The sequence below is a fragment of the Paenibacillus polysaccharolyticus genome, assembly GCF_900102085.1.
GTDB classification, from domain to species: domain Bacteria; phylum Bacillota; class Bacilli; order Paenibacillales; family Paenibacillaceae; genus Paenibacillus; species Paenibacillus polysaccharolyticus.
Genome location: NZ_FMVM01000004.1, coordinates 221,564 through 242,375 on the forward strand (window position 1 = coordinate 221,564; position 20,812 = coordinate 242,375).

Below are 20,812 nucleotides of genomic sequence, written 5' to 3' on the forward strand. Positions count from 1 at the left end.
ATAAGTTAGGATTTTTGACACTCTGCCTCCGAACAGGTCATGATTTTGATAACGCTCTCCATCTCACTGTTGCTACAATGAACCCATGAAGCAAGTCATTAACCGAAGCCGTAAGGTTCGGATTACGGGAGGACATGTACATGTCGTTCAAAGTAGCGTTTATCGGGGCGGGCAGCATTGGTTTTACAAGAGGATTGTTGCGTGATCTGCTCACCGTACCGGAATTCAATAACATCGAGATCGCATTCTGCGATATTAATCAGCACAATCTCGACATGGTCACCGAGCTGTGCCAGCGGGATATCCGAGAGAATGGATTGAATATTCAGATTCAGCCGACAACCAATCGGAGAGAAGCGTTGAAAGACGCCAAGTATGTTCTGTGTACGATTCGTGTAGGGGGACTGGAAGCTTTTGCAACCGATGTCGATATTCCGCTCAAATACGGGGTGGATCAATGTGTCGGGGATACGTTGTGTGCAGGCGGCATTATGTATGGACAGCGCGGGATTGCCGAGATACTTGAGATCTGCAAAGATATTCGCGAACAGAGTGCGCCGGATGTGCTGCTCCTGAATTACTCCAATCCGATGGCGATGCTGACCTGGGCGTGCAACAAATACGGTGGTGTGCGCACAATTGGACTATGTCACGGCGTTCAGCATGGACATCATCAGATTGCGGAAGTGTACGGGCTAGAAAAGAGTGAAGTGGATATTATCTGTGCAGGTATCAATCATCAGACATGGTATATTCAGGCGTCCCACAAAGGTAAGGATCTTACGGGGGAATTGCTGGAAGCTTTTGAGAAGCATCCCGAGTACAGCCGTACGGAGAAAGTTCGGATCGATATGTTGCGCCGCTTTGGTTATTACAGTACAGAATCCAATGGTCATTTAAGTGAATATGTACCATGGTATCGCAAACGTCCTGAAGAGATTAATGACTGGATTGACCTGGGAAGCTGGATTAACGGTGAAACGGGTGGATATCTGCGCGTGTGTACCGAGGGGCGTAACTGGTTCGAAACGGATTTTCCAAACTGGATGGAGGATGATCCGATGCAGTATTTACCAGAGAAACGCGGCGAAGAGCACGGCTCTTATATCATAGAGAGCCTGGAGACGGGACGTGTGTATCGGGGACATTTTAACACTGTGAACAACGGGGTGATCTCCAACTTGCCGGATGATGCCATCATTGAAGCACCGGGTTATGTGGATCGTAACGGCATTTCGATGCCGCATATCGGCGAACTGCCTCTGGGCCCAGCGGCGGTGTGCAATGTGAGTATTTCCGTGCAGCGCCTTGCGGTGGAGGCAGCAGTGCATGGGGACGATAAGCTGCTACGACAGGCATTTATGATGGACCCTCTGGTAGGCGCGGTTTGTAATCCGAAGGAAATCTGGCAGATGGTCGATGAGATGCTGGTTGCACAGGCGAAGTGGTTGCCACAGTACAGTGATGCGATTACAGCTGCAGAAGAGAGACTTGCTACGGGTGATCTTATTCCAACCAAGGCATACGAAGGCGCAGCACGTCTGAAGGTCAAAACGGTAGAAGAGATGCAGCAAGATCGGGAGGCCGCGAATAAAAACGCAGGTGAGTCCGATAAAGGCAAGGACCGCGAGAAAGTGTAGCAGTAGAGAGTGCAGGAATAAGAGTCATTACAGCAGCATAACAATAACCAGCGCAAAAGCATAAAAACAGCATGATAATGAGGCATAAATAACAGCGTGAATGAAGCGGAAGAGAAGAGAAAATGAGGACGGAGCAGCATTAGAGCTGCTTCGTCTTTTTGTTGTGGGCACATAAAACCAATTACAATGCACAACATATTACCTTTACAGACATAGTAATATGTCTTATAGTATACTCAGAGTAAGAGGGAGAGCGGTGAGACGCACAGATGGATGTACAAGTGATTAACAGTGACCTGATTCGGGGCAATATTGACCCCATTATTTTGAGTGTGCTTATTCCGTCAGATAACTATGGGTATGGCATTATTAAGGAAATATATCGCAAAAGCGGGGAGCAGTTTGAACTCAAGGAGCCGACGCTGTATTCCAGTCTGAAACGGCTGGAGAAGAGTGGGTACGTGGAGTCTTATTGGGGTGAGGAGACGCAGGGTGGAAGGCGGAAATACTACCGGATTTCCAGCCAGGGACGTGAAGTTTATCAATTACAGGTTCAAGCTTGGCATGCAGCCAAAACGTTAATCGATTGCATGATTGCCACCGGTGAAGAAGGAGATGAGTAAGGATGACGCTCGAGAGACGGATGAATCGGCATTTGGAGAGTTTATTTGCAGGTGCACAGGATACACTGGAGCATCGGGAGTTGAAAGAAGAAATTCGTAGCAATCTTGCCGCACGAATACATGATTATCTGGCCGAAGGCATGAGCGAGGAGCAAGCTTTCCAGACAGCGATACAGCATATGGATGGTATGGAACAATTCATGAGTGATTATCGGCTTGTGAAACGTGTTCCTTATTGGACAGCGCTGTGGCAATCGACCCTTATCTACAGCCTGGTTGCCTGGATTATCACGATTCCTACACGAGTGATGTTAGGCGGTGCTGCTCTGAACAATCTGCTTTTGATCATTAGCCTGATTGTGGGAGCCGCTTATGTAGTTTACTCGATGAGCAACAGAGAGAATGGCAGTGGATCTTCCGATACAGAAAAGACCACACGGGTTCGTGTGTTAGTGTTGAAGCAGTGGCAACGTAGAGCATGGTGGCTGTGGGCAGCCGTTGTGCTTGTGCTTTGGGGTACGCAGGCAGCATTGCGATTTGGAAGCAATATTTGGTTTGACCGACCCATTCAGGTGAATGGACCCTACCAGCTCGCTGTCATTTTGTTTGCTTTTGCATTACCGCTACTTAGTATCCTCATTCCTCTGGTCGTTCACCGGGCATACCGGATCGTTAGCAAATACGAAGTGAGTGATAACATATGAACGGAAAAAATCGGTGGATTGTTTCCTTATTTATTATCGGGTTATTGGGTCTTGTCGTGGTGGAAGGCTTCATTAATCCTAAAATTGCGGCAGATCAGAGTCGATATGAAGCCGAGCAGAATAGTTCGCTGACGCATGATTTTACGGCCTTGGCCAAATATCAAAATGCGTACATGGGGAATTTCTCGAATCTAAGTCATCTGAATCAGAATCTGCCGTTACATGAGCAGTTGGATGGCTATCAGCTGTTTCCTGAAACATTGACCGCTCAGATTAATTACAGTCTGAATACAGATGAGATGGATGCGGTGCAACTTGATCGAATCCTCGTGTATAACGCTCTTGCAAACTTTGTACTGATCGATAATCTGGAGCAGGTTGTCTACCAGTTCAAAGACACACGGGTTGTGTTCGACCGCAAGCTCGCGCAGCAATGGGCTGGAACAGAGCTTAAAGCGCTACAAAAGCCGGAGCGCTGGGATTCTATCGTTCGCGAGAAGCTGGTGCAACCGGCTGATGTGCGGGCTTTATTTTCACAAATTGTTGACAATTCTTAGGGTTGAATTCGCTGGAAATGGGCAAGGTGCTCGACTCTTCTCTCATGCTATGTTATTATAAGTCTCTGATAACGTGGTAACGAACTAAAGCGTTTGAGCTTGGTCATAGACATGGAGGGGTACGAGAGATGAGAAAGAAAGCAATTCTACTATTATTTATTAGCATATGTATGATCATTATGGCGGGCTGTTCCAGCTCGGCAAGTAAAGACGAGAATACGATCATTGTAGGGATCGACGATAAGTTTGCTCCAATGGGATTCCGGGATGAGAAGAATGAAATCGTTGGGTTTGACATTGATTATGCCCGTGCAGCTGCGGAGAAAATGGGTAAAAAGGTGACTTTCCAGCCGATTGATTGGTCTTCCAAAGAGTCGGAGCTCAACAGCGGCCGGATCGATATGATCTGGAACGGATACACGATTACAGATGAGCGCAAAGAGAAAGTGCTTTTCACCAAGCCTTATCTGGAGAACAGTCAGGTTGCAATTACTCTGGCAGACTCCCCGATTACGAAGCTGGACGAACTGGACGGCAAAAATGTAGGATTGCAGGCACTGTCCTCAGCGGCAGATGCGCTGGCGGCAAGTCCTCTGAAGGATAAAGTTAAAGCTTCCGAATTCAAAGATAATGTACTGGCGCTGACTGATCTGAAAACGAAACGTCTGGACGCAGTCATCATTGATGAAGTGGTCGCAAGATATTATATGTCGAAGGAAGAAGGTACCTTCAAATTGCTGGATGAATCACTGGCGCCAGAGCAATATGGCATCGGGATCAAAAAAGGCAATGAAGAACTTCTCAATCAGCTGCAAAATGCGCTGGATGAGCTGAACACGGACGGCCAAGCCGCTGAAATCTCTAAGAAATGGCTTGGTGAGGATAAGGTTCTGAAGTAAGAAGAATCATTTAGAATTGAATTTGCGAATTTGAAAGTAGCCAGGTGAAATACACCTGACAAATAATGATGTGAGCTTTTCCCAGTTGGGGAAACTGTACTCACGAAAACGATGACCCCGTATTCCATGATGGAGCGATATGCTTCCAAGGAGTGCGGGGTTAACAGATTAGAGGAGAACTAATTCATGAATTGGGACTATATTTCAACGATTATAAAACCGATGCTGGAAGGTGCACAAACGACGATTTTCTTATTTTTACTTGCGATTGTGCTATCGGTCCCCCTAGGATTCGCGGTAACGTTGGCGATGCGGAGCCAGTTCAAACCGCTGGCTTGGATTGCACACACATACGTCTATGTGATGCGTGGGACACCGTTACTTTTGCAAGTATTATTTTTCTGTTTCGGCCTTCCATTACTTCCGGTCATCGGAGAGTATCTGGTCTTTGATCGTTTCATTGCAGCGGCTATCGCATTTATTCTGAACTATGCAGCTTACTTTGCAGAAATCTTTCGGGGCGGATTGTTGTCCATTGATAAAGGTCAGCATGAGGCGGCCAAAGTGCTTGGACTCACGAAGTGGCAGACCATGACGAAAGTTATCATTCCACAGATGGTTCGGGTGGTGCTCCCAGCCACAGCGAACGAGGCCATTACGCTGGTTAAAGATACGGCATTGCTCTATGCTGTAGCTGTACCAGAGTTGCTCTATTATGCGCAAGCCGCAGTGAATCGGGATTTGCAACTCATTCCATTTTTCGTAGCGGCGATTATGTATTTGCTTATGACTCTGGTGCTTACCTTGCTATTCAAGGTTCTGGAGAAGCGCTTTTCGTATGAATAAATCAAATCTGTTCAATCAAAGGACTGTCTGCATATGACCTATAGTATAGAAGTAAATCAGTTGAAAAAATCATTTGGCACACTGGATGTGCTGAAACAGGTATCTTTTAACGTGGCGCCAGGGGAAGTCATTGCGGTCATCGGGCCTTCGGGTTCGGGGAAAAGCACAATGCTGCGCAGCCTGATCCACCTGGAGGATATTACGGGCGGAACGATTCGCATTCAGAATCAGACACTGGCGGATGACGGAAGGTACGTAGGTGCTGCCGAGATTCGGAAGATTACCGATCGTATGGGCATGGTGTTTCAGCATTTTAACTTGTTCCCGCATCTGACTGTACAGGCTAACCTGGAACTCGCACCGAAGACGTTGAAAAAGGAAAGTACCAAAGTCATTCGTAGCCGCAGTGCGGAATTACTCGCCAAAGTCGGATTGTCGGACAAGGCCGATGTTTATCCGGCCAATCTGTCCGGTGGACAGAAGCAACGCGTAGCGATTGCCCGTGCCCTGATGATGCAACCGGACATCCTGCTCTTTGATGAGCCAACCTCAGCACTCGACCCGGAACTGACGGGAGAAGTACTTCGCGTCATCAAGCAATTGGCACAGGAAAACATGACGATGATGATTGTCACACACGAGATGAGCTTTGCTCGTGATGTTGCGGATCGTGTCTTCTTCATGGACAATGGCGAAATTGCCGAGCAAGGCCCACCCGATCAACTGTTCGGTGCACCCAAGCTCGCACGTACCCAGACGTTTTTAAAGAGAGTAGATATGGAAGAGTAACGGTGGAGCGTGATTTAAAACAGGTGCGAATGCCAAGCTCCCATGAAATCCCTGGGGGATTCGCACCTGAGAATAGGCTGATTTGAACCCTTTTGGCATATTACCTTGAATATTTTAAGGTTTTTATATTAAGATTAAACTAATTAGTAGAAGAATTAAACGAGAACACGTAATAAAGTATACAATCTATGCTTTTATTACGTGTTTTTTCGCTGTCGCACTCCGTATGGAGTGCGTGGATTGAAATTACCGGATCTAATGAATCTATGGCTTAAAACCAAAGTCGCACTCTGTATGGAGTGTGTGGATTGAAATCCGTTATTTCCTTGGTATATTTTGTTCGATGTCACGTCGAACTCCATACGGAGTACCTGAATTGAACTCTGATTTTCTCGGCTTCGCTTACAACCAACACGCTAACGATCACAGAGAAGCTTATTTTGTCGTTTCGGCGACCTTTGGAATTCTAACGATCACCACAAGCGTTATTTGGGCTGAAATCCTCAAAATGTAGCGTAGATCACTGTACATCAAGTAAATAAGCTTTCTGGTGATCGTTAGATTTTATAAATGCCTAAAATAGGCTGAATAGCGTCGCTGGTGATCGTTAGAATTTGGAAAGCCGGAGATCGTCCACAGTAGGGTGAATCTGGCATCTGGCGAACTGTAGATCGCCCATACTAGTGTTCTTTTAGAACGAAACTTTCCCCAAAGGAAATATGGGTGGGAGAAACCTCGAGTTCATACGATCTTTCCAAGAGACACGCACCACTATTTTTGATAAAACTATGCCAGTTGGTTGATGCAGTCTTTAGTGTTATAGTTTTGACTGCGGGTGTATTTTACATATTAGGAGTACGAACAATATGCTACTTATTACTAGAAAATTAATAAATCGACTAAGCGAACCTTACAAAGAAGCAGATATGCTGGCCTGTTATGTTACGTCACAAGCGATTTCCTCAACGACATCTCGAGCTATATTGCTGATCAATCTTGACGTGCTTAAAATTTTGTTCCTCAATTTATTTTCTTCCAAAGTTGTTCAAATGGTTCGAATACCACTTTCAGATCTGGAGCAACAGCGACTCAAATCCGGGGTTTCGTTGGCGTCGATATGGTCATTTCAGTCTCATGGTATTCATTATCGATTTAGCATCATCAAAAAAATGCTTACGCTCGGCTCCATGCAAGCAGAGTTTCTAGAGTTTGTTGAAGAACATGTTGTGAGAGCCTGACGATAAGTATAAAATCTTTTTGCTTATAACATGAAGCCGGCAAAGGTTATTTTATTATAAAAACAAATTCAAAAAGGCATATCCATTGTCCCAACTCGCTGCATCACAGCCAGTCTGACATAAAGGATATGCCTTTTACATTTCTATAACCGTTTGTGTTGATATTTATATTAAATCGAACATGATAGCTAAGTTTTATACCAAAGCTGAATATCTTATCTAAGCCTGAAATACAGCTTCACTGCTGAGACTTTCGTTTTCCACCGTGCGATGTTTCAGGAAATACGTTAATGTACCGACCAGACCGAGAACAGCGAAGATGCACAGAATGCCGATCTGATCCCAGGCAACGCCGAATTGTCCGCTGGAGATGACCGCTTTGTATCCCGTTACGGAGTATGTCATTGGTAGCCATGGGTTGAACACTTTCAGCCAGTTCGGAATGAGTTCCAGTGGGAACGTTCCCGCGCTGGTGGTGAGTTGGAAGATGAGCAGCAGGATGGCAATAAAGCGTCCCGGATTCTCCAGCCAAGTTACCAATGCCTGAATGATGTACATGAAGCTCAGACTCGTCACAAAGCTGAACAAAAGGAATAGCGGCACACTCTGTACCTTCAGGCCAAGCCCGTACAATACCAGCCCGGAAGCGAGCAAAGATTGAACGCCACTCATAATGGTGAAGGCAAGGGTTTTGCTGACAAATCGATTCCATCCACTTGCGTCACTTACACTACTACCACGTGTTGGCACAACCAGCGTTGCAATCAACGCACCGACAAATAATCCGAGTGATAGAAAATAGGGCGAAAAACCTGTGCCGTAGTTGGGCACTTCGTTTAATTTGTGTTCATCGACATGAACAGGTTCGGCATACATCGTAACCAGTTCATCGGTCTTTTTGACACTGCTCGTTTGTTGCGCAGCGTCGTTTAATTTGGTGGCGAGTTCACCGGAACCGTCCGTTAACTTGATCGTGCCTTCTTGCAGCTTACCAGCACCATCAGCCAGCTTAAGAGAACCGTCCGTAAGGGTGGAAACTCCGCCTTCCAGCTGGCTTACGCCAGACAACAGCTTACTTGCGCCAGTATTCAGTTGCTCTGATCCTGTTGCCAGTTTGGCACCGCCAGCGGCGGCTTCGTTTAATTTGGCGTTGAATTGGTTTAGCCCAGCGCTCAACTTTTCTTGTCCGCCGGATAACTGTGCTGCGCCTTGTACCAGCCGCTCTTCACCTTGAACCAACTGGCTACTGCCTTGATGCAATTGTTGCTGTGCAGCTTGCAGTTGCTGACTTCCGGCAACGAGTTGCTGTCCGCCTTGATATACCTGCTCACTGCCAGCGGCAACGGCCTGACTAGCCGCGAGTAACTGTTGAACAGCGGGGCTGGCTGCCAGTTCGGGACTGGACTTTGCTAATTGAGCCAGACCTTGGGCGACCGCTTTGGCGCCTTCGCTGACTTTGCCGCTGCCTTCCACGGAAGTTTGCAGTCCGGCGGTCAGCTTGGCACTGCCTTGTTCGGTAGCTGCGAGTCCGGCGTCCAGTTTGGACGCACCTTCTTGCGCAGCTTGGATACCGGCATGCAGCTGTTTGCTGCCAGCTGCAGCCTGCGTTGCGCCGTCACCCAGCTTGGTGCCGGCGGCAGCTAATTGTGCGAGACCACTCGATAATGTGCTCGCGCCAGTGTGAAGATCACCTGTGCCTTTGGCGAGGGTGGCTGTGCCTTTTTTTAACGAAACGGCGCCGGTTTGCAGTTTGCCTGCACCGTCAGCCAGTTTCGCCAGGTTTTCTTTTAACGTAGCCGTCCCTTCGTCCAGTTTGCTTGCTCCATCATGAATTTTACCTGCGCCATCTCCGGCATCCGCCAAACCGTCCGAGATTTTCTCGACCTTATCCAGCAGGGTTTCGGTATATGATTCTGTGACTTTGGCAGAGACTTTGGAGCGAATCTGTTTCACCGCCGTACCGCCGATCTGACCCGCAAGGAAGTTGTACCCTTCGTTGGGCTCGTAAATCAACTCTGCCGGAGCCGGATGCTCATCCATGAGGGTAGTTGCTTTGGCGGAAAAGTCCTCCGGAATGACAATGGTCATGTAATATTTGTTATCCTTCATGCCTTGTTCTGCCTGGTCGCGGGTGACGAACTGCCAGTTGAAATCATCGCTTTTCTTCAGCTCATCGACCAGATTCTGACCGACTTCAAGCGATTTGTCATTGTAAACTGCACCCTGATCCGTGTTGACCACGGCGACAGGTAATTCATTCATTTTGCCATATGGGTCCCAGAAGGCGTTCAGGAACAGTCCGCTATATAACACGGGAATGAACAGCACCACGAGAATTGGAATAAATACTTTTGGTTTCTTGAAGGCGGATTTCAGATCCTGCCCAAATACACGCAATGATTTCATGATGTTCTCTCCCTATCTTACGCTTATCCCTTGTTTCTCTATTTAGTATGGTATGTGTGCGTCTGCGGGCGTTTCTCTAGTTGGGGGATAATCCATTTTTGAGAAAAAGACCTACAAACGCTTTGATCTGATCCTTGTGCAAGGTAGGATGCGTTTTATTCCAATCGGATGTTAGGCTGACGTACAGCTTCAGTAACACAAACGAGACTAGTTTAGGATTGTCGCTCCGAATCTGCTGTAACTCCATGGCCCGACTAACCTGACGCTCGAGATATTCGAGAATGGCCTTCTCTACTTTTTGCAGACCCTCTCTCGCTTGGGGTGTTCCGAAATCGTTAACCTCTTGGAAAAGCTTGATCAGTAGCTCATGCTCCTCCCGATATTCTAGCAACGAGTCCATACTCTGATGCACGTTATCCAGAAAAGAGTTTTCTTCCTTCACCGTCTGTTCCGTAATCCGTTTCATGTCTGCAATAATCGAGCGCAGGATCTCATCAAACAATTCTTCTTTGTTCTCGAAAAAGGTATAGATCGTTCCTTTGCCCACATTGGCCAGTCTCGCCACTTGCTCCATCGTTGTGGCTTTGTAGCCAAACAGGGCAAAGGATTTCTCGGCAGAGTCCATCACCTGTTGCCTTCGATCTATCGTTTTCACGGCTATGCACCTCCTTGGGGTCTGACGTGTGTAATGGGTGAAGCGGGTAAAACATAAATTAGGATTGACCAGTTTACTGTTTTGGTCAGTTGGTCGTAATTTAATGTAGCACTTGTGTATGGAGTTGGATGTGATCTATGTCATAGTTTGGAAAGTGGACATTGTGATGTGGGGAGATAGGGAAACAGGGAAGGGGGAGTATTTGATGCCTTTTGGCAACAACGATCTGGAAAAAGATTGAATTCGTTGGCGGGAACACATAGAATAGTAGTGAAAAAACGTAGTTTTGTGATGTGTACGAACGTACTATACGTGCTTTTCGCGCTGTCTCACTCCGTATGGAGTGTGTGGATTGAAATCATAGGGGGGAGTCGGTATCAAAATGAGCAATCGGCTACTCACTCGAGATTAGAAGTTTTGAAGATGTTATCCATATATCTACCGATGAGGAGTGTCAGGACATGTCCATACATCACATAGGTCAAAAGGTTACTTTTGCCGATATCAAAACGAGGTTGCCTCACGAAAGCTGGATGTATACACAGAATGAAGCACATGATGGTGAATTTGATGCCGAGGAAGTATGGCTGCATTCAGGTGATCTTCATATCAATGAGCTGTTGCTGGATGAGGGGCCTTTTTTAATTATGGTGGAGGGAAATCTGATCGTTGATCGTTATATTGGAAACACCGAATCCGACGCGGCCTCTTCTAACCTGGTTGTGCTTGGTGATCTTACAACGCCTTATATGCTCGTGGGAGGGCAGGAAATATATATTACAGGTAATCTTTTTGTGGAGGATATGTTCTGGGGAGATTACAACCATGGAGAATTGACGGTGAGAGGCAACGTAGAAGGTGGGCTGCTAGTAAGTACAGAGCAATATGGAATTCAGATTCAAGGACAGCGGAAAGTGAAGCGTCAGCTCGAAGATTGGGAGGATCTCGGACCATGGCAAGGATTTGACATGCTGGAGTTATTTGTTCCGGAATGTGTAATTGACGAAGATACAGAAGAGCCGTTTCCATGGCGAGAAGAGATGATAAAGAGGCTACAGCAGGGACAGCCTATCATTAAACGAGAGTATATTTATGCCGCAGAACTAGCGCCAGATGTACCGGATTGGTTCGAAGATCATCAGTTCACCGCTGAGAACATTGAGCGTCTTACTCACCCTTCATTATTACCTGTAAGAGAGCATGGTGAGTTGCTGAACAGCTATGAGTTTTGGGTGGATGGACAGTTTTGCCGAGGTTCTGTCTACGGGGATGAGTATACGGAAGGCTATTTCCGGAGTCTGTATTTTCAAGACGACCACGGCTGTGCATTGTTGCTCAAAATAGAGCCAGCAGACCAAGCTTCAGGCTCTCCTAATGAACTTGCCCAGCAAGCGGGCACTCCTGTCTGGAGGATCTCAGGCGCATATCGTTATGTGAACAGTGAGAACTCCGAATGGAGCTTATTTACGGAAGAATCACCTTCAGATATTCAGCAGTTAAGCAACCGTGGATGGGATACTTTGCTGCAGTCCGTATCGAACTACCAGTATGTCCGCACCTTGATTTCGACGCAACATATTCGTGATTTATTAGCGTTGCCTATCGCGGAGCCGTATGACGATTATTATGATGATGACCGGCATGGGTTGTGGATTGAAGACTTCTACTTTGCATTTCGACAAGCAGGTCAAATGTATAATGATGTTCCCCAGCCAGCTATGCTGCGTATTGGTAGAGAGTATACGGATACACAAGGGGAAACGAAGGTCGAGAAATACTTCTATACGATACACCAGCATGCGGACGGCTCGGAGATTGTGTTAATTGAATACTCGGCTCAGGAGGAAGAGGATGAAGAAGAGCCGTTGTTGCTTGAACTTCATTATGTAGGTGGTCCCCAATTACTACATGCCGTTCAATTGCTGGAACGTGGACGCAAAGAGCTGATGCAAGCGAATCAGGATTTGCTGGATGGAGAACTGCCCTATGCTGTTGAATCCTTTGCGAAGCGATATTGGAAATCCAAAGGATACCTGAAATAAAAGAGCTACACCATAATACAAGACACCCAGACAGGATATTGCACCTGACCAGGCGTCTCTGTTTGGAGTTCGTCGATTGAAATATGTGAACTTAAGTAAGTTGTTAAAAAATAAAAAAAGATGCTCGTCTGAGCACCTACACACTGGTATAATTTAAAATGTACAGCCAATTTGTGGTGGGTATAGACAGTCCTCCGGTAAGGAGGTGGTGTCTATGAATTTCTCTTTTTCAGATGTAATCATGTTCGCAACGTTAATTATTGCGCTCCTGACATACATTGATCGAAAAAAGAAATAACCCGCCATAGGTTGGAGGCCTAGCGGGTTATTTCTTCACCTTACGAAACACACTTGGAGGATTATCCATCGCAAATGCTGTACAGGAGTAGCCATTGGCCTGGCTACTCTTATTTTTCCTTACTTTCATTTTATTAAACATTCATGCGACATACAACCCATGTATACATATTTTTATTCTTTAAATTTAACAACGAGGCGCAATAGTCCAATATTAATAGATATGAAAACGGGGAGCCTTACTACTCTGCGAAAGTCACTTTTTTCATGTTTTTGACCAACAGACTCGGAAAGGGGCTGACGAACAAACGATGAATAACGAGCAAACCAAGTCACTTATCGGCGCGATCTCTATGGAAGAGTATGTGCAAAAGGGTAAGTTATCGCAATGTTTACCAGCAGATGCTCAGATTACACTGGAACTGGCCAAGGCGCAGGCGGATGAAGTGTGGAGTGTGGAAAAGGAGAAACTGGAAGTAATCAGCTTGGATTACGAAGGATACACGGTGAATATGACATTCCAGATGGACGGGACGTACTTGTTCGATAGTGTGAATGTTTGGGCCGAAGTAGGGAACAGCGTAGGAGTAGCGACAGAAATAGATGTAGAGTCAGATTCAGGTTCAGTAGAGTCTACTTTAGTTACTTCTAAATTAGCTGCAATGGAGACAGTAGAACGTATTCAACAATTTGCGGCAAATTTGGGAATGCAGCTGGAATGGTTCGAAATGGGTGATGAGCGAGTATGCCTGATGCCCAGCGCGGTGACGTTACACTATTTGAAGCAGCAAAATAGATGGAAGCTGGTTAAAATTGCGGGAGCTTATCGAAGCGTGGACGAAGTTAGGGCCAGCCTGAGCCGCATAGCTGATGCGGTGAATTAGTCTCGGACGAGCGCTAACGATCACAGGAGAGCTTATTCGGTCAGTTTATGACCTTTTCCAATTCTAACGATCACCACAGACGTTATTTGGAAGAAATACAGCAGAAAACGTCGGAAAACAAGGTGTTTGGAATAAATAAGGTTTCTGGTGATCGTTAGAATTCTATGAAGCAAAAAATCAGTCAAATAGCGTCTCCTGAGATCGTTAGAATTAACGTCAATCAGAGCAAGCTAAAAAACCAAGGCATGAGTGCACAAACACTCAAGCCTTGGTTGATGGTACTTCTATGACGCATACCGCCTATGATCAGTACTTGATGATATGCCTGCAATTCCTCACAATTTCTGCGGGTTCTTATGCAATACAATTCACAACTACCGCATAATCTGTACTTCTCTCCTCCGCGGTATGCCTGTCAAGCCAAACTTCTCAGCTTACGCTTCTTTTACCTTAAAGAACGAGATGAGTTCTTGCAATTGCTCGGATACTTCAGCTAATTCGTCGGATGCGCTGACGATGGCAGCCATGGAAGTTTCCTGTTCGGCGATGGAGTTCTCGATGAGTTTGCTGCTGCTTGCTGCTTTGCTGACACTTGCAGACAGTTCGTCTGCTGTCGCGGACATTTCTTGTGTGCTTGCCGAGATTTCCTCGGTGGAGCTGGAGATATCCTGAATCTGGTTCGCTACTTTGTTGGTAGCGGTCAAGATATCTTCGAAGAAAACTCCCGTTTTCCGTGTAACGTTGAGGCCTTTTTGTACTTCTTCCGAACCCCGTTCCATTGCGTCTGCCGATTGTCCGATATCTCGCTGAATCTCATCGATCAACACACGAATCTGGGTTGCAGATTTTTGGGACTGCTCAGCCAGTTTACGTACTTCTCCAGCCACGACTGCGAAGCCTCGGCCTTCCTCCCCAACGCGTGCCGCTTCGATGGAAGCATTCAGGGCGAGCAGGTTGGTCTGTCCAGCGATATCCGTAATGATTCCGACAATGCTACTGATCTCATTGGAACGGTTCTCCAGAGATTGAATCGACGCATAAGTGTTCTGGACCGCACTTGAGATCAGGCCCATCTGGTCGATAACCTGTTGCATAATTTCATGTCCGTTGTTCGAGCGTTGCTCCATGCTGAGCGCTTCATCGGCAACTTCAGCCGAGCTTCCGGCAATGTTCTGCACTACGGTAGACATCTCGGTCATAGCGCGTGCACTTTCCACAGTTGCTTTGTCCTGAGAGACGAGACCTGTAGAGATTTCACGGATGTTGGTGCTGATCGATTGAATATTATCGTTGTTTTTCGCTGAAATATCCAGTAGTTCTTTCGACGAATTCGAGAGATGACGAGATGTATTTTTGACTTTGAACAGAGTCGTGTTGAAACGCTCAATCATCTCATTGAACTTGTCGTTAATGACTCCGAGATCATCTCGTCCTGTCCGAATCGTGACGTCCAGGTTACCTGTGCTTACTTCCTCAATGCCTTTCATGAGGTCACGAATCGGGCGCATCGTTTTTTTCAGCATAATAAATTGAAGTACCATGAACAGAATCAGGAAACCGACCAGGTACATCAGTCCGTACAACAGTAATTTATTCAGCCCATTAGGAACGGCACTTGCATCAACATCAAAGTACAGCGCTGCGTAGATGGAACCGTCTGCCTTTTTGATTGGATACATCAGTGTTGTCCATGTTCCGAAATCATCGGTATAAAAATCACTAAACGCAGGTGCACCGGTTGCATTCATATCATCGAGACCATGCTCAATCTGAGGAGATAACGGATAGTTTGTACCGGGCAGATACTTATCTTTCTCAAACGGTTCAACCAGACTTGTTGGAATCGCATAAATCGGAGCACTCTTTTCTTGATCCAGCTGTGAACCGAAAATGTAAGCTTGCGCGATATTGGGATTAAAGGTGTGGATGGAATCTAGATATTCCTTCAGCTTACTCTGATATGTATCGGAATAACTCTTCTCGGATGTGGCCTGTTCAACCTGACTTGTGTCCAGATCCTGAGACCATTTCAAGGTCGTAATCTCGGCTTGATCTTGCAATTGCTTGATTAATATACTTTTTTGCAACTGATAAGCTGCGGTAATCAGAATAATTCCAATCAGAGCGATGCTCCCGAATGAAATGATCAGATTTTTGGCGAAAAATGGAATGGTGCTCCAGCGAAGCTTTTTAAACAAGGTCATTCACTCCTCCTGTAAAATTAAAAAGGACTTCACCTGGACGTCGTATACGCTAGTGTTGCATTGCTTTCATGATGGATAGACATCTCCAATTACGATGAGATTTTCAATGTCGTTACAGATAAGAAGACTATAGTTGCTAATTATATTGTGTTTGTTCTTCACGTATATGAACTCCAGGTAAGTTCTACTCCTCAGTTATATCGTTATTTCGACATATTAATGTTAGATTTTTCAAACAAAATAGGACTTATGGACTGGAACTTTTGGATTATCTTCGTATTTTACGTAAGAAGTGTCATATTGTTATGAGTGTTCTCTCCTGATTTGAATTACGAAAATGTTATTTTCTAAACAAAGAGTTATCTGCACTTTTAGGACATGTGGCATGGAATCATCACTGCTAATCTCCCAGCCCCATGCATCTTTTGACACAATTACGGAGAATACGTAAACGACTAGTTAATATTTGAGAAAAAAATGTGATAAAGGTCACAGTCAGGTTATAAAAAATGTGTATACCCACACCGATAAGTCTATATGTGAAATCTCTAAGCAGAACCCAATCTGTCAGAGATCAAGACAATTTAATCGTGAAAAGGGTGGCTCACACACATGCGTAGCATGAGTATTGGTACTAAAATCAGTTTGATCGTGATCGGTATTTTCATTTTGTTCTCCTCGGCCGTAGCGGTCAGCGTTCTGATGGAGATGCGAAATGGCATTAAGACCTTCGCTACCGAAAAGGCGAAACGGGACCTCGAGATGGCGAATCACATTTTGTCATACAAATACCCGGGAGACTGGGCCATTAAAGATGGGCAGTTGTACAAAGGCGATGCATTGCTGGAAGAAAATTTTGATCTGGTGGACGAAATCGGCAATGCGTCAGGGGATACCGTGACCCTTTTTCGCGGAGATGAACGAATCGCTACGAATGTAATGGTTGACGGGAAACGCGCCATAGGTACGAAGGTGTCCGAACAGGTGGCACAGACTGTTTTGCAGAAGGGTGAAAAGTATTTCGGGGAAGCTGTTGTTGTCGGACAGAAGACTCAAACTGCTTATGAACCCATTAAAAACGCATCAGGAGAGATCATCGGTATTTTCTATGTGGGTGCTTCCCAATCATTAATTGATGTGATTATCTCTTCGTTTCTTCAAACCTTTCTGATCGTGGTTGGTATTGCGATGTTGATTGCCATTGTGTTGATCGTTTGGTACGTCCGCAGGGTGAGAGCCAGAATTAACCGGGTATCTCTTGCCATTAAACGTGCAGGAACGGGAGACTTCACACAGCCAGTGGTCGATCATGTTAGAGATGAGATTGGCATGCTAAGTGCCGGTTACAATGAAATGAGAAGTAGCTTGCAGGGCATTATTCAAGGCGGTCTGGACGCAGCGGATAAAGCAGGTCATTCCACGGGATTGCTGCTACAGATTGCGGAGCAGACCGCAAGTGTGTCAGAACAGATTGCTGTCTCTGTGGAACAGGTCGCGCGAGGGGCCGTAAGTCAGACTGTAAGTACGGACGAGAATCTGCAAGCGATGGAAGAGGTGGCTATCGGCGTACAGCGTATAGCAGATAGAGCTTCCAGCATTGCAGATGCCGCAGTGTACTCACGGGAGCAAGCGGACACTGGAGGACAAGCGGTGCAGCTAACGGTGGAACAGATGGCAGCCATTGAAGCTTCCGTCAGTGCGACGGATGAAGTGATTCGTATGCTGGAGGAGAAGTCTGCTCAGATCGGTCAGATGGTATCTGCTATTCATGAGATTGCAGGCCAGACGAATCTGCTCGCGCTTAATGCTTCCATCGAGGCGGCAAGAGCGGGAGAGCAAGGTAGAGGTTTTGCCGTGGTATCTACCGAAGTGCGGAAGCTGGCTGAACAGGCTGGACAATCGTCGAGCCAGATTGAAGCGCTTGTCGGAGCGATGGAACAGGACATGTTGCATTCCTTGGCAGCGATGGCCAAAGTGAAGCAAGAAGTAAGCGAGGGTTTGCGACTTACAAAAGAAACCGAACAGAGCTTTACCCAGATTCGGGATACGAACCTGCGCATTGCAACAGAGATCGAAGATATGGCGGCGACCAGTGAAGAGATGTCGGCAGGTGTAGAGCAGATTGTGGCATCGGTGAACGAGATTGCACGTCATGCACAGACGGCCAGCACCAATTCTCAACATGCCGCCGGGTCTGCACAAGAGCAACTCAAATCTGTGGAGCAGATCAAGGAGTCCGCAGCGATGCTGTCTGATGTTTCGGCAGAACTGCAAGCATCCCTGAAACCTTTTAAGATATAACATGTGGCCTAGGCTTCTCCTTAATCTTTCAACACGATCCACCTACAGATTGAAGTGAAATTGCATCAAGTCCACCTGCGGGTGGACTTTTATTTACTTTGGGCTGGTTATACTGTTCCTAGATGGAGCGGTAAGAAGAGACGTAATATGAAAGAAAGTGAGGAATGTTAGATGTTGAATATGGTGATTACAGGTTTGATTATTGTATTGTTATCGATGAGGGAAAAAGAGGTTAAGCTTGATCGCATGTGGATGCTACCTGTGATTGTTGCGGTTGCCATCTTTTTCAATATATCTCAAGTACCTCTTACAGGGCTGACGTTGCTTTTTTATATTATGTTTCTGGTCATTGGTTGCGGTATAGGCTTGTGGCGTGCCTGGATGGAACGGTTGCGGGTGGATGCGTTGACTGGCAAAGTGATGTCTAAAGGTTCCATGGGCACAGCTATTGTACTTATCATCATTATGCTGGTTAAGCATTACATCAGTACACTGGATGTACATCACAGTGTGGTTGCTCTGAGCAGTGCATTGCTATTTATACCGCTCGGAAGTATTGCTGCTCGTCGGTTTATCATTTATTATCGGGTTCGTCACATGCAAGCTGCCAAGGTATAGTTTTCAACGTATAGTCGAAATTAAACTGGAATCCTTACGAGGAGTCATCTGATCAGGCTCGCTGGATTCAAGGTGATGCGAAAGGGAAACTTATGCAGAATCAAATGGTCACGTTGAATAACATACGAAAATTTATAGCTGATCATACAGGGGATATGATTCTCAGTCTGTTGCTACTGTATAATCTGGTCAGCCCAATGGAACCATTCACCTGGCTCGGTTTGTGTGCAGGTCTCGTTATCCGTTTACCTTACTTTGTACTGGTCTGGACACCGAACTGGCTAAAAAAAGATCGGATTCGTACGATCATGATTGGTTTAACCTGGGCGGCTACGCTTCTCTATGCGGCATTGTTCCATGCAGAGTATCGTATTTTTGAGCTTACCTTTTATCTCATCGGATATGCTGCGTTGAATCTGCCCGTATTCCGTTCCTGGTGGCTGGGGTTAATCATTCTCGTGGGTAACGGGCTATTATTGTATGCTGCCGGAGTGGAGTTACATCTGATTTGGTTATATACGATGGCTTATATTGTTACGTACATTTTCTGCTGGGGAGCACGGATCAAGCGGGAGAGCAGGCGAGAGAGCGAGCGTCATTATGCCGAATTACAGGCTGTACATGACGAATTGAGCCAGGCACATGATGAGCTTCAGCATACGCATGAAGAACTGGAGCGGGCAACCGTGCGTTTAATGCACTATGCGGTGATTGAAGAGCGGGGACGAATATCGATGGATTTGCACGATAGTATCGGGAATCGTCTGACATCGGCTATTGTGCAACTTCAAGCTATTCCATATATGATGAAGGTGGACGCTACTGAAGCGGATAAAGCCATTGGCACCGTGCTGGATGTGGTGCGGCAAAGCTTGCAGGAAGTGCGGACGGTTGCTCATCAGATGGGGAGCAGTGAAGCAGGGCTTGGACTGGTTGCGCTGAACAGTCTGGTCAGTGAAGTACAGAAGCTAACCGGTTGTTCCATTGAACTGCGCTATGCTGGTCAAAAGGAAGCATGGTCACAGGAGACGTCCGAACTACTGTACCGGATTCTACAGGAGGCGTTATCGAACATTATTCGTCATGCACAAGCTACCCAAGTAAGCGTACATATCAAGGAACAGGAAGAGGATCTGTTCATGCAGGTAGAGGATAACGGCGTATTTATCCAGCAACAACCGCTTGTACCTGGTTTTGGTTTATCCAGTATGAAAGCAAGGTGTGAGAGGGTTGGAGGATCCATGACCATCGAAGCGATCCATCCGCACGGGATGAAGCTGACTGTCTGCATTCCGCATGGTGGCATAAAATCGACTTCAGGAGGTGGTGAGCTATGACAGAGAAATCAACGATTCGTGTGCTTCTAGTGGATGACCAGCATCTGGTCAGGCATGGGTTGCGTTTTATTATTAATGCCCAGCAAGATATGGAAGTGGTTGGTGAGGCAGGGAGCGGACATGAGGCGGTGAGGCTTGCGGCAGAGTTAAACCCCCACGTCGTGTTTATGGATGTGCAGATGGAGGACGGGGACGGACTGGAAGCCACACAGGCTTTACTGGATTTGCAGCCCGAATGCAAGGTCGTCATCTTAACGACGTTTGATCAAGAAGATTATGTATATCAGGGAATACGTGCCGGGGCCGTAGGTTATCTGCTGAAGGACGCCGCGCCGGAAGAACTGATTGATGCGGTCAGGGCGGCTTATCGCGGTGAAGCGATCTACAGAACCGCAGTTGCCGCGAAGGTGATCGGAATAGCAGTACGGTCGCCCGGAACATCAGCCCAGGATGAAAAAAAAGCCAAAGAAGCCGTGAATTCAACCTTCAGACAGGAAACGAGAGAGCTCGTATCGCTCGCAGATGCCTTCACGGGACGTGAACTTGAAGTGTTGCAACAGATGGCTTACGGTCTAAGGAATGAAGAGATTGCCCGAAAGTTGTTCATTGGCGAAAGCACCGTAAAGACGCATGTACATCGCATTTTGCAGAAGATTCAGGTGGAGGATCGCACGCAGGCAGTGGTTTTTGCAATTCGAAACGGTTATGTAAAATAAGCATACAGATGTAGGACTACAAATAAAATAGAAATAGGCCCTGTACCGTTCAAGCG

17 protein-coding genes are annotated in these 20,812 nt (G+C 46.4%); 14 read left to right on the forward strand and 3 right to left on the reverse strand.

Annotated elements, in window-relative coordinates; translation table 11 throughout:
• Positions 1–140: 140 nt before the first annotated feature.
• The 8 genes from melA to BLQ13_RS07530 all read left to right on the forward strand — a co-directional run bounded on the left by melA (position 141) and on the right by BLQ13_RS07530 (position 7,296).
• Positions 141–1,640 carry an alpha-glucosidase/alpha-galactosidase gene (gene melA / locus BLQ13_RS07495; protein WP_090917696.1) on the forward strand — a complete coding sequence of 500 codons (1,500 nt, stop codon included), beginning with the start codon at positions 141–143 and terminating at the stop codon, positions 1,638–1,640.
• 269 nt (positions 1,641–1,909) lie between these two features.
• Positions 1,910–2,263, forward strand: a complete 354-nt coding sequence (locus BLQ13_RS07500; RefSeq protein WP_090917697.1) for a PadR family transcriptional regulator — start codon at positions 1,910–1,912, stop codon at positions 2,261–2,263.
• 2 nt (positions 2,264–2,265) lie between these two features.
• Positions 2,266–2,967: a permease prefix domain 1-containing protein gene (locus BLQ13_RS07505; protein WP_090917700.1), complete on the forward strand. Its 702-nt coding sequence runs from the start codon at positions 2,266–2,268 to the stop codon at positions 2,965–2,967.
• A complete protein-coding gene (locus BLQ13_RS07510) occupies positions 2,964–3,524 on the forward strand; it encodes a DUF4825 domain-containing protein (RefSeq protein WP_090917702.1) in 561 nt (186 codons plus the stop codon). Before BLQ13_RS07505 ends, BLQ13_RS07510 begins: the two co-directional genes overlap by 4 nt.
• Positions 3,525–3,652: 128 nt before the next feature.
• A complete protein-coding gene (locus BLQ13_RS07515; RefSeq protein WP_090917704.1) occupies positions 3,653–4,423 on the forward strand; it encodes an amino acid ABC transporter substrate-binding protein in 771 nt (256 codons plus the stop codon).
• 186 nt (positions 4,424–4,609) lie between these two features.
• Positions 4,610–5,269, forward strand: coding sequence for an amino acid ABC transporter permease (locus BLQ13_RS07520; protein WP_090917706.1), 660 nt, complete (start codon positions 4,610–4,612; stop codon positions 5,267–5,269).
• A gap of 33 nt (positions 5,270–5,302) precedes the next feature.
• The gene (locus tag BLQ13_RS07525) at positions 5,303–6,058 is read left to right on the forward strand and encodes an amino acid ABC transporter ATP-binding protein (RefSeq protein WP_090917707.1); all 756 of its coding nucleotides are present in this window, start codon (positions 5,303–5,305) and stop codon (positions 6,056–6,058) included.
• A gap of 866 nt (positions 6,059–6,924) precedes the next feature.
• Positions 6,925–7,296, forward strand: a complete 372-nt coding sequence (locus BLQ13_RS07530) for a hypothetical protein (RefSeq protein ID WP_090917709.1) — start codon at positions 6,925–6,927, stop codon at positions 7,294–7,296.
• 219 nt (positions 7,297–7,515) lie between these two features.
• Here the strand turns inward: BLQ13_RS07530 and BLQ13_RS07535 are convergent, their stop codons facing one another.
• Positions 7,516–9,702, reverse strand: a complete 2,187-nt coding sequence (locus BLQ13_RS07535; RefSeq protein WP_090917713.1) for a YhgE/Pip domain-containing protein — start codon at positions 9,700–9,702, stop codon at positions 7,516–7,518.
• Between the two features lie 76 nt (positions 9,703–9,778).
• Positions 9,779–10,357, reverse strand: a complete 579-nt coding sequence (locus tag BLQ13_RS07540) for a TetR/AcrR family transcriptional regulator (protein ID WP_090917715.1) — start codon at positions 10,355–10,357, stop codon at positions 9,779–9,781.
• 461 nt (positions 10,358–10,818) lie between these two features.
• Here BLQ13_RS07540 and BLQ13_RS07545 point away from each other — a divergent pair, with 461 nt between their 5' ends.
• Complete coding sequence (locus tag BLQ13_RS07545) at positions 10,819–12,399, forward strand: hypothetical protein (protein ID WP_090917717.1); 1,581 nt, start codon at positions 10,819–10,821, stop codon at positions 12,397–12,399.
• A gap of 608 nt (positions 12,400–13,007) precedes the next feature.
• Positions 13,008–13,580 (forward strand): hypothetical protein, encoded by a 573-nt coding sequence (locus BLQ13_RS07550; RefSeq protein ID WP_090917719.1) that lies wholly within the window; start codon positions 13,008–13,010, stop codon positions 13,578–13,580.
• Positions 13,581–14,014: 434 nt separating this feature from the next.
• Here BLQ13_RS07550 and BLQ13_RS07555 read toward each other — a convergent pair whose 3' ends face one another.
• The gene (locus tag BLQ13_RS07555) at positions 14,015–15,784 is read right to left on the reverse strand and encodes a methyl-accepting chemotaxis protein (RefSeq protein ID WP_090917721.1); all 1,770 of its coding nucleotides are present in this window, start codon (positions 15,782–15,784) and stop codon (positions 14,015–14,017) included.
• A gap of 612 nt (positions 15,785–16,396) precedes the next feature.
• On the opposite strand from BLQ13_RS07555, the gene BLQ13_RS07560 reads away from it, so the two are divergent.
• From BLQ13_RS07560 to BLQ13_RS07575, 4 genes are all read left to right on the forward strand, one after another.
• The gene (locus BLQ13_RS07560) at positions 16,397–18,085 is read left to right on the forward strand and encodes a methyl-accepting chemotaxis protein (RefSeq protein WP_090917723.1); all 1,689 of its coding nucleotides are present in this window, start codon (positions 16,397–16,399) and stop codon (positions 18,083–18,085) included.
• A 171-nt stretch (positions 18,086–18,256) separates the two neighbouring features.
• A complete protein-coding gene (locus tag BLQ13_RS07565) occupies positions 18,257–18,703 on the forward strand; it encodes a DUF1453 family protein (RefSeq protein ID WP_090917726.1) in 447 nt (148 codons plus the stop codon).
• A gap of 92 nt (positions 18,704–18,795) precedes the next feature.
• On the forward strand, positions 18,796–20,040 hold the full coding sequence (locus BLQ13_RS07570) for a sensor histidine kinase (RefSeq protein WP_090917728.1): 1,245 nt from the start codon (positions 18,796–18,798) through the stop codon (positions 20,038–20,040).
• Positions 20,037–20,756 carry a response regulator gene (locus BLQ13_RS07575; protein ID WP_090917730.1) on the forward strand — a complete coding sequence of 240 codons (720 nt, stop codon included), beginning with the start codon at positions 20,037–20,039 and terminating at the stop codon, positions 20,754–20,756. The genes BLQ13_RS07570 and BLQ13_RS07575 overlap by 4 nt, the downstream gene beginning before the upstream one ends.
• The last annotated feature ends 56 nt before the right edge of the window (positions 20,757–20,812 follow it).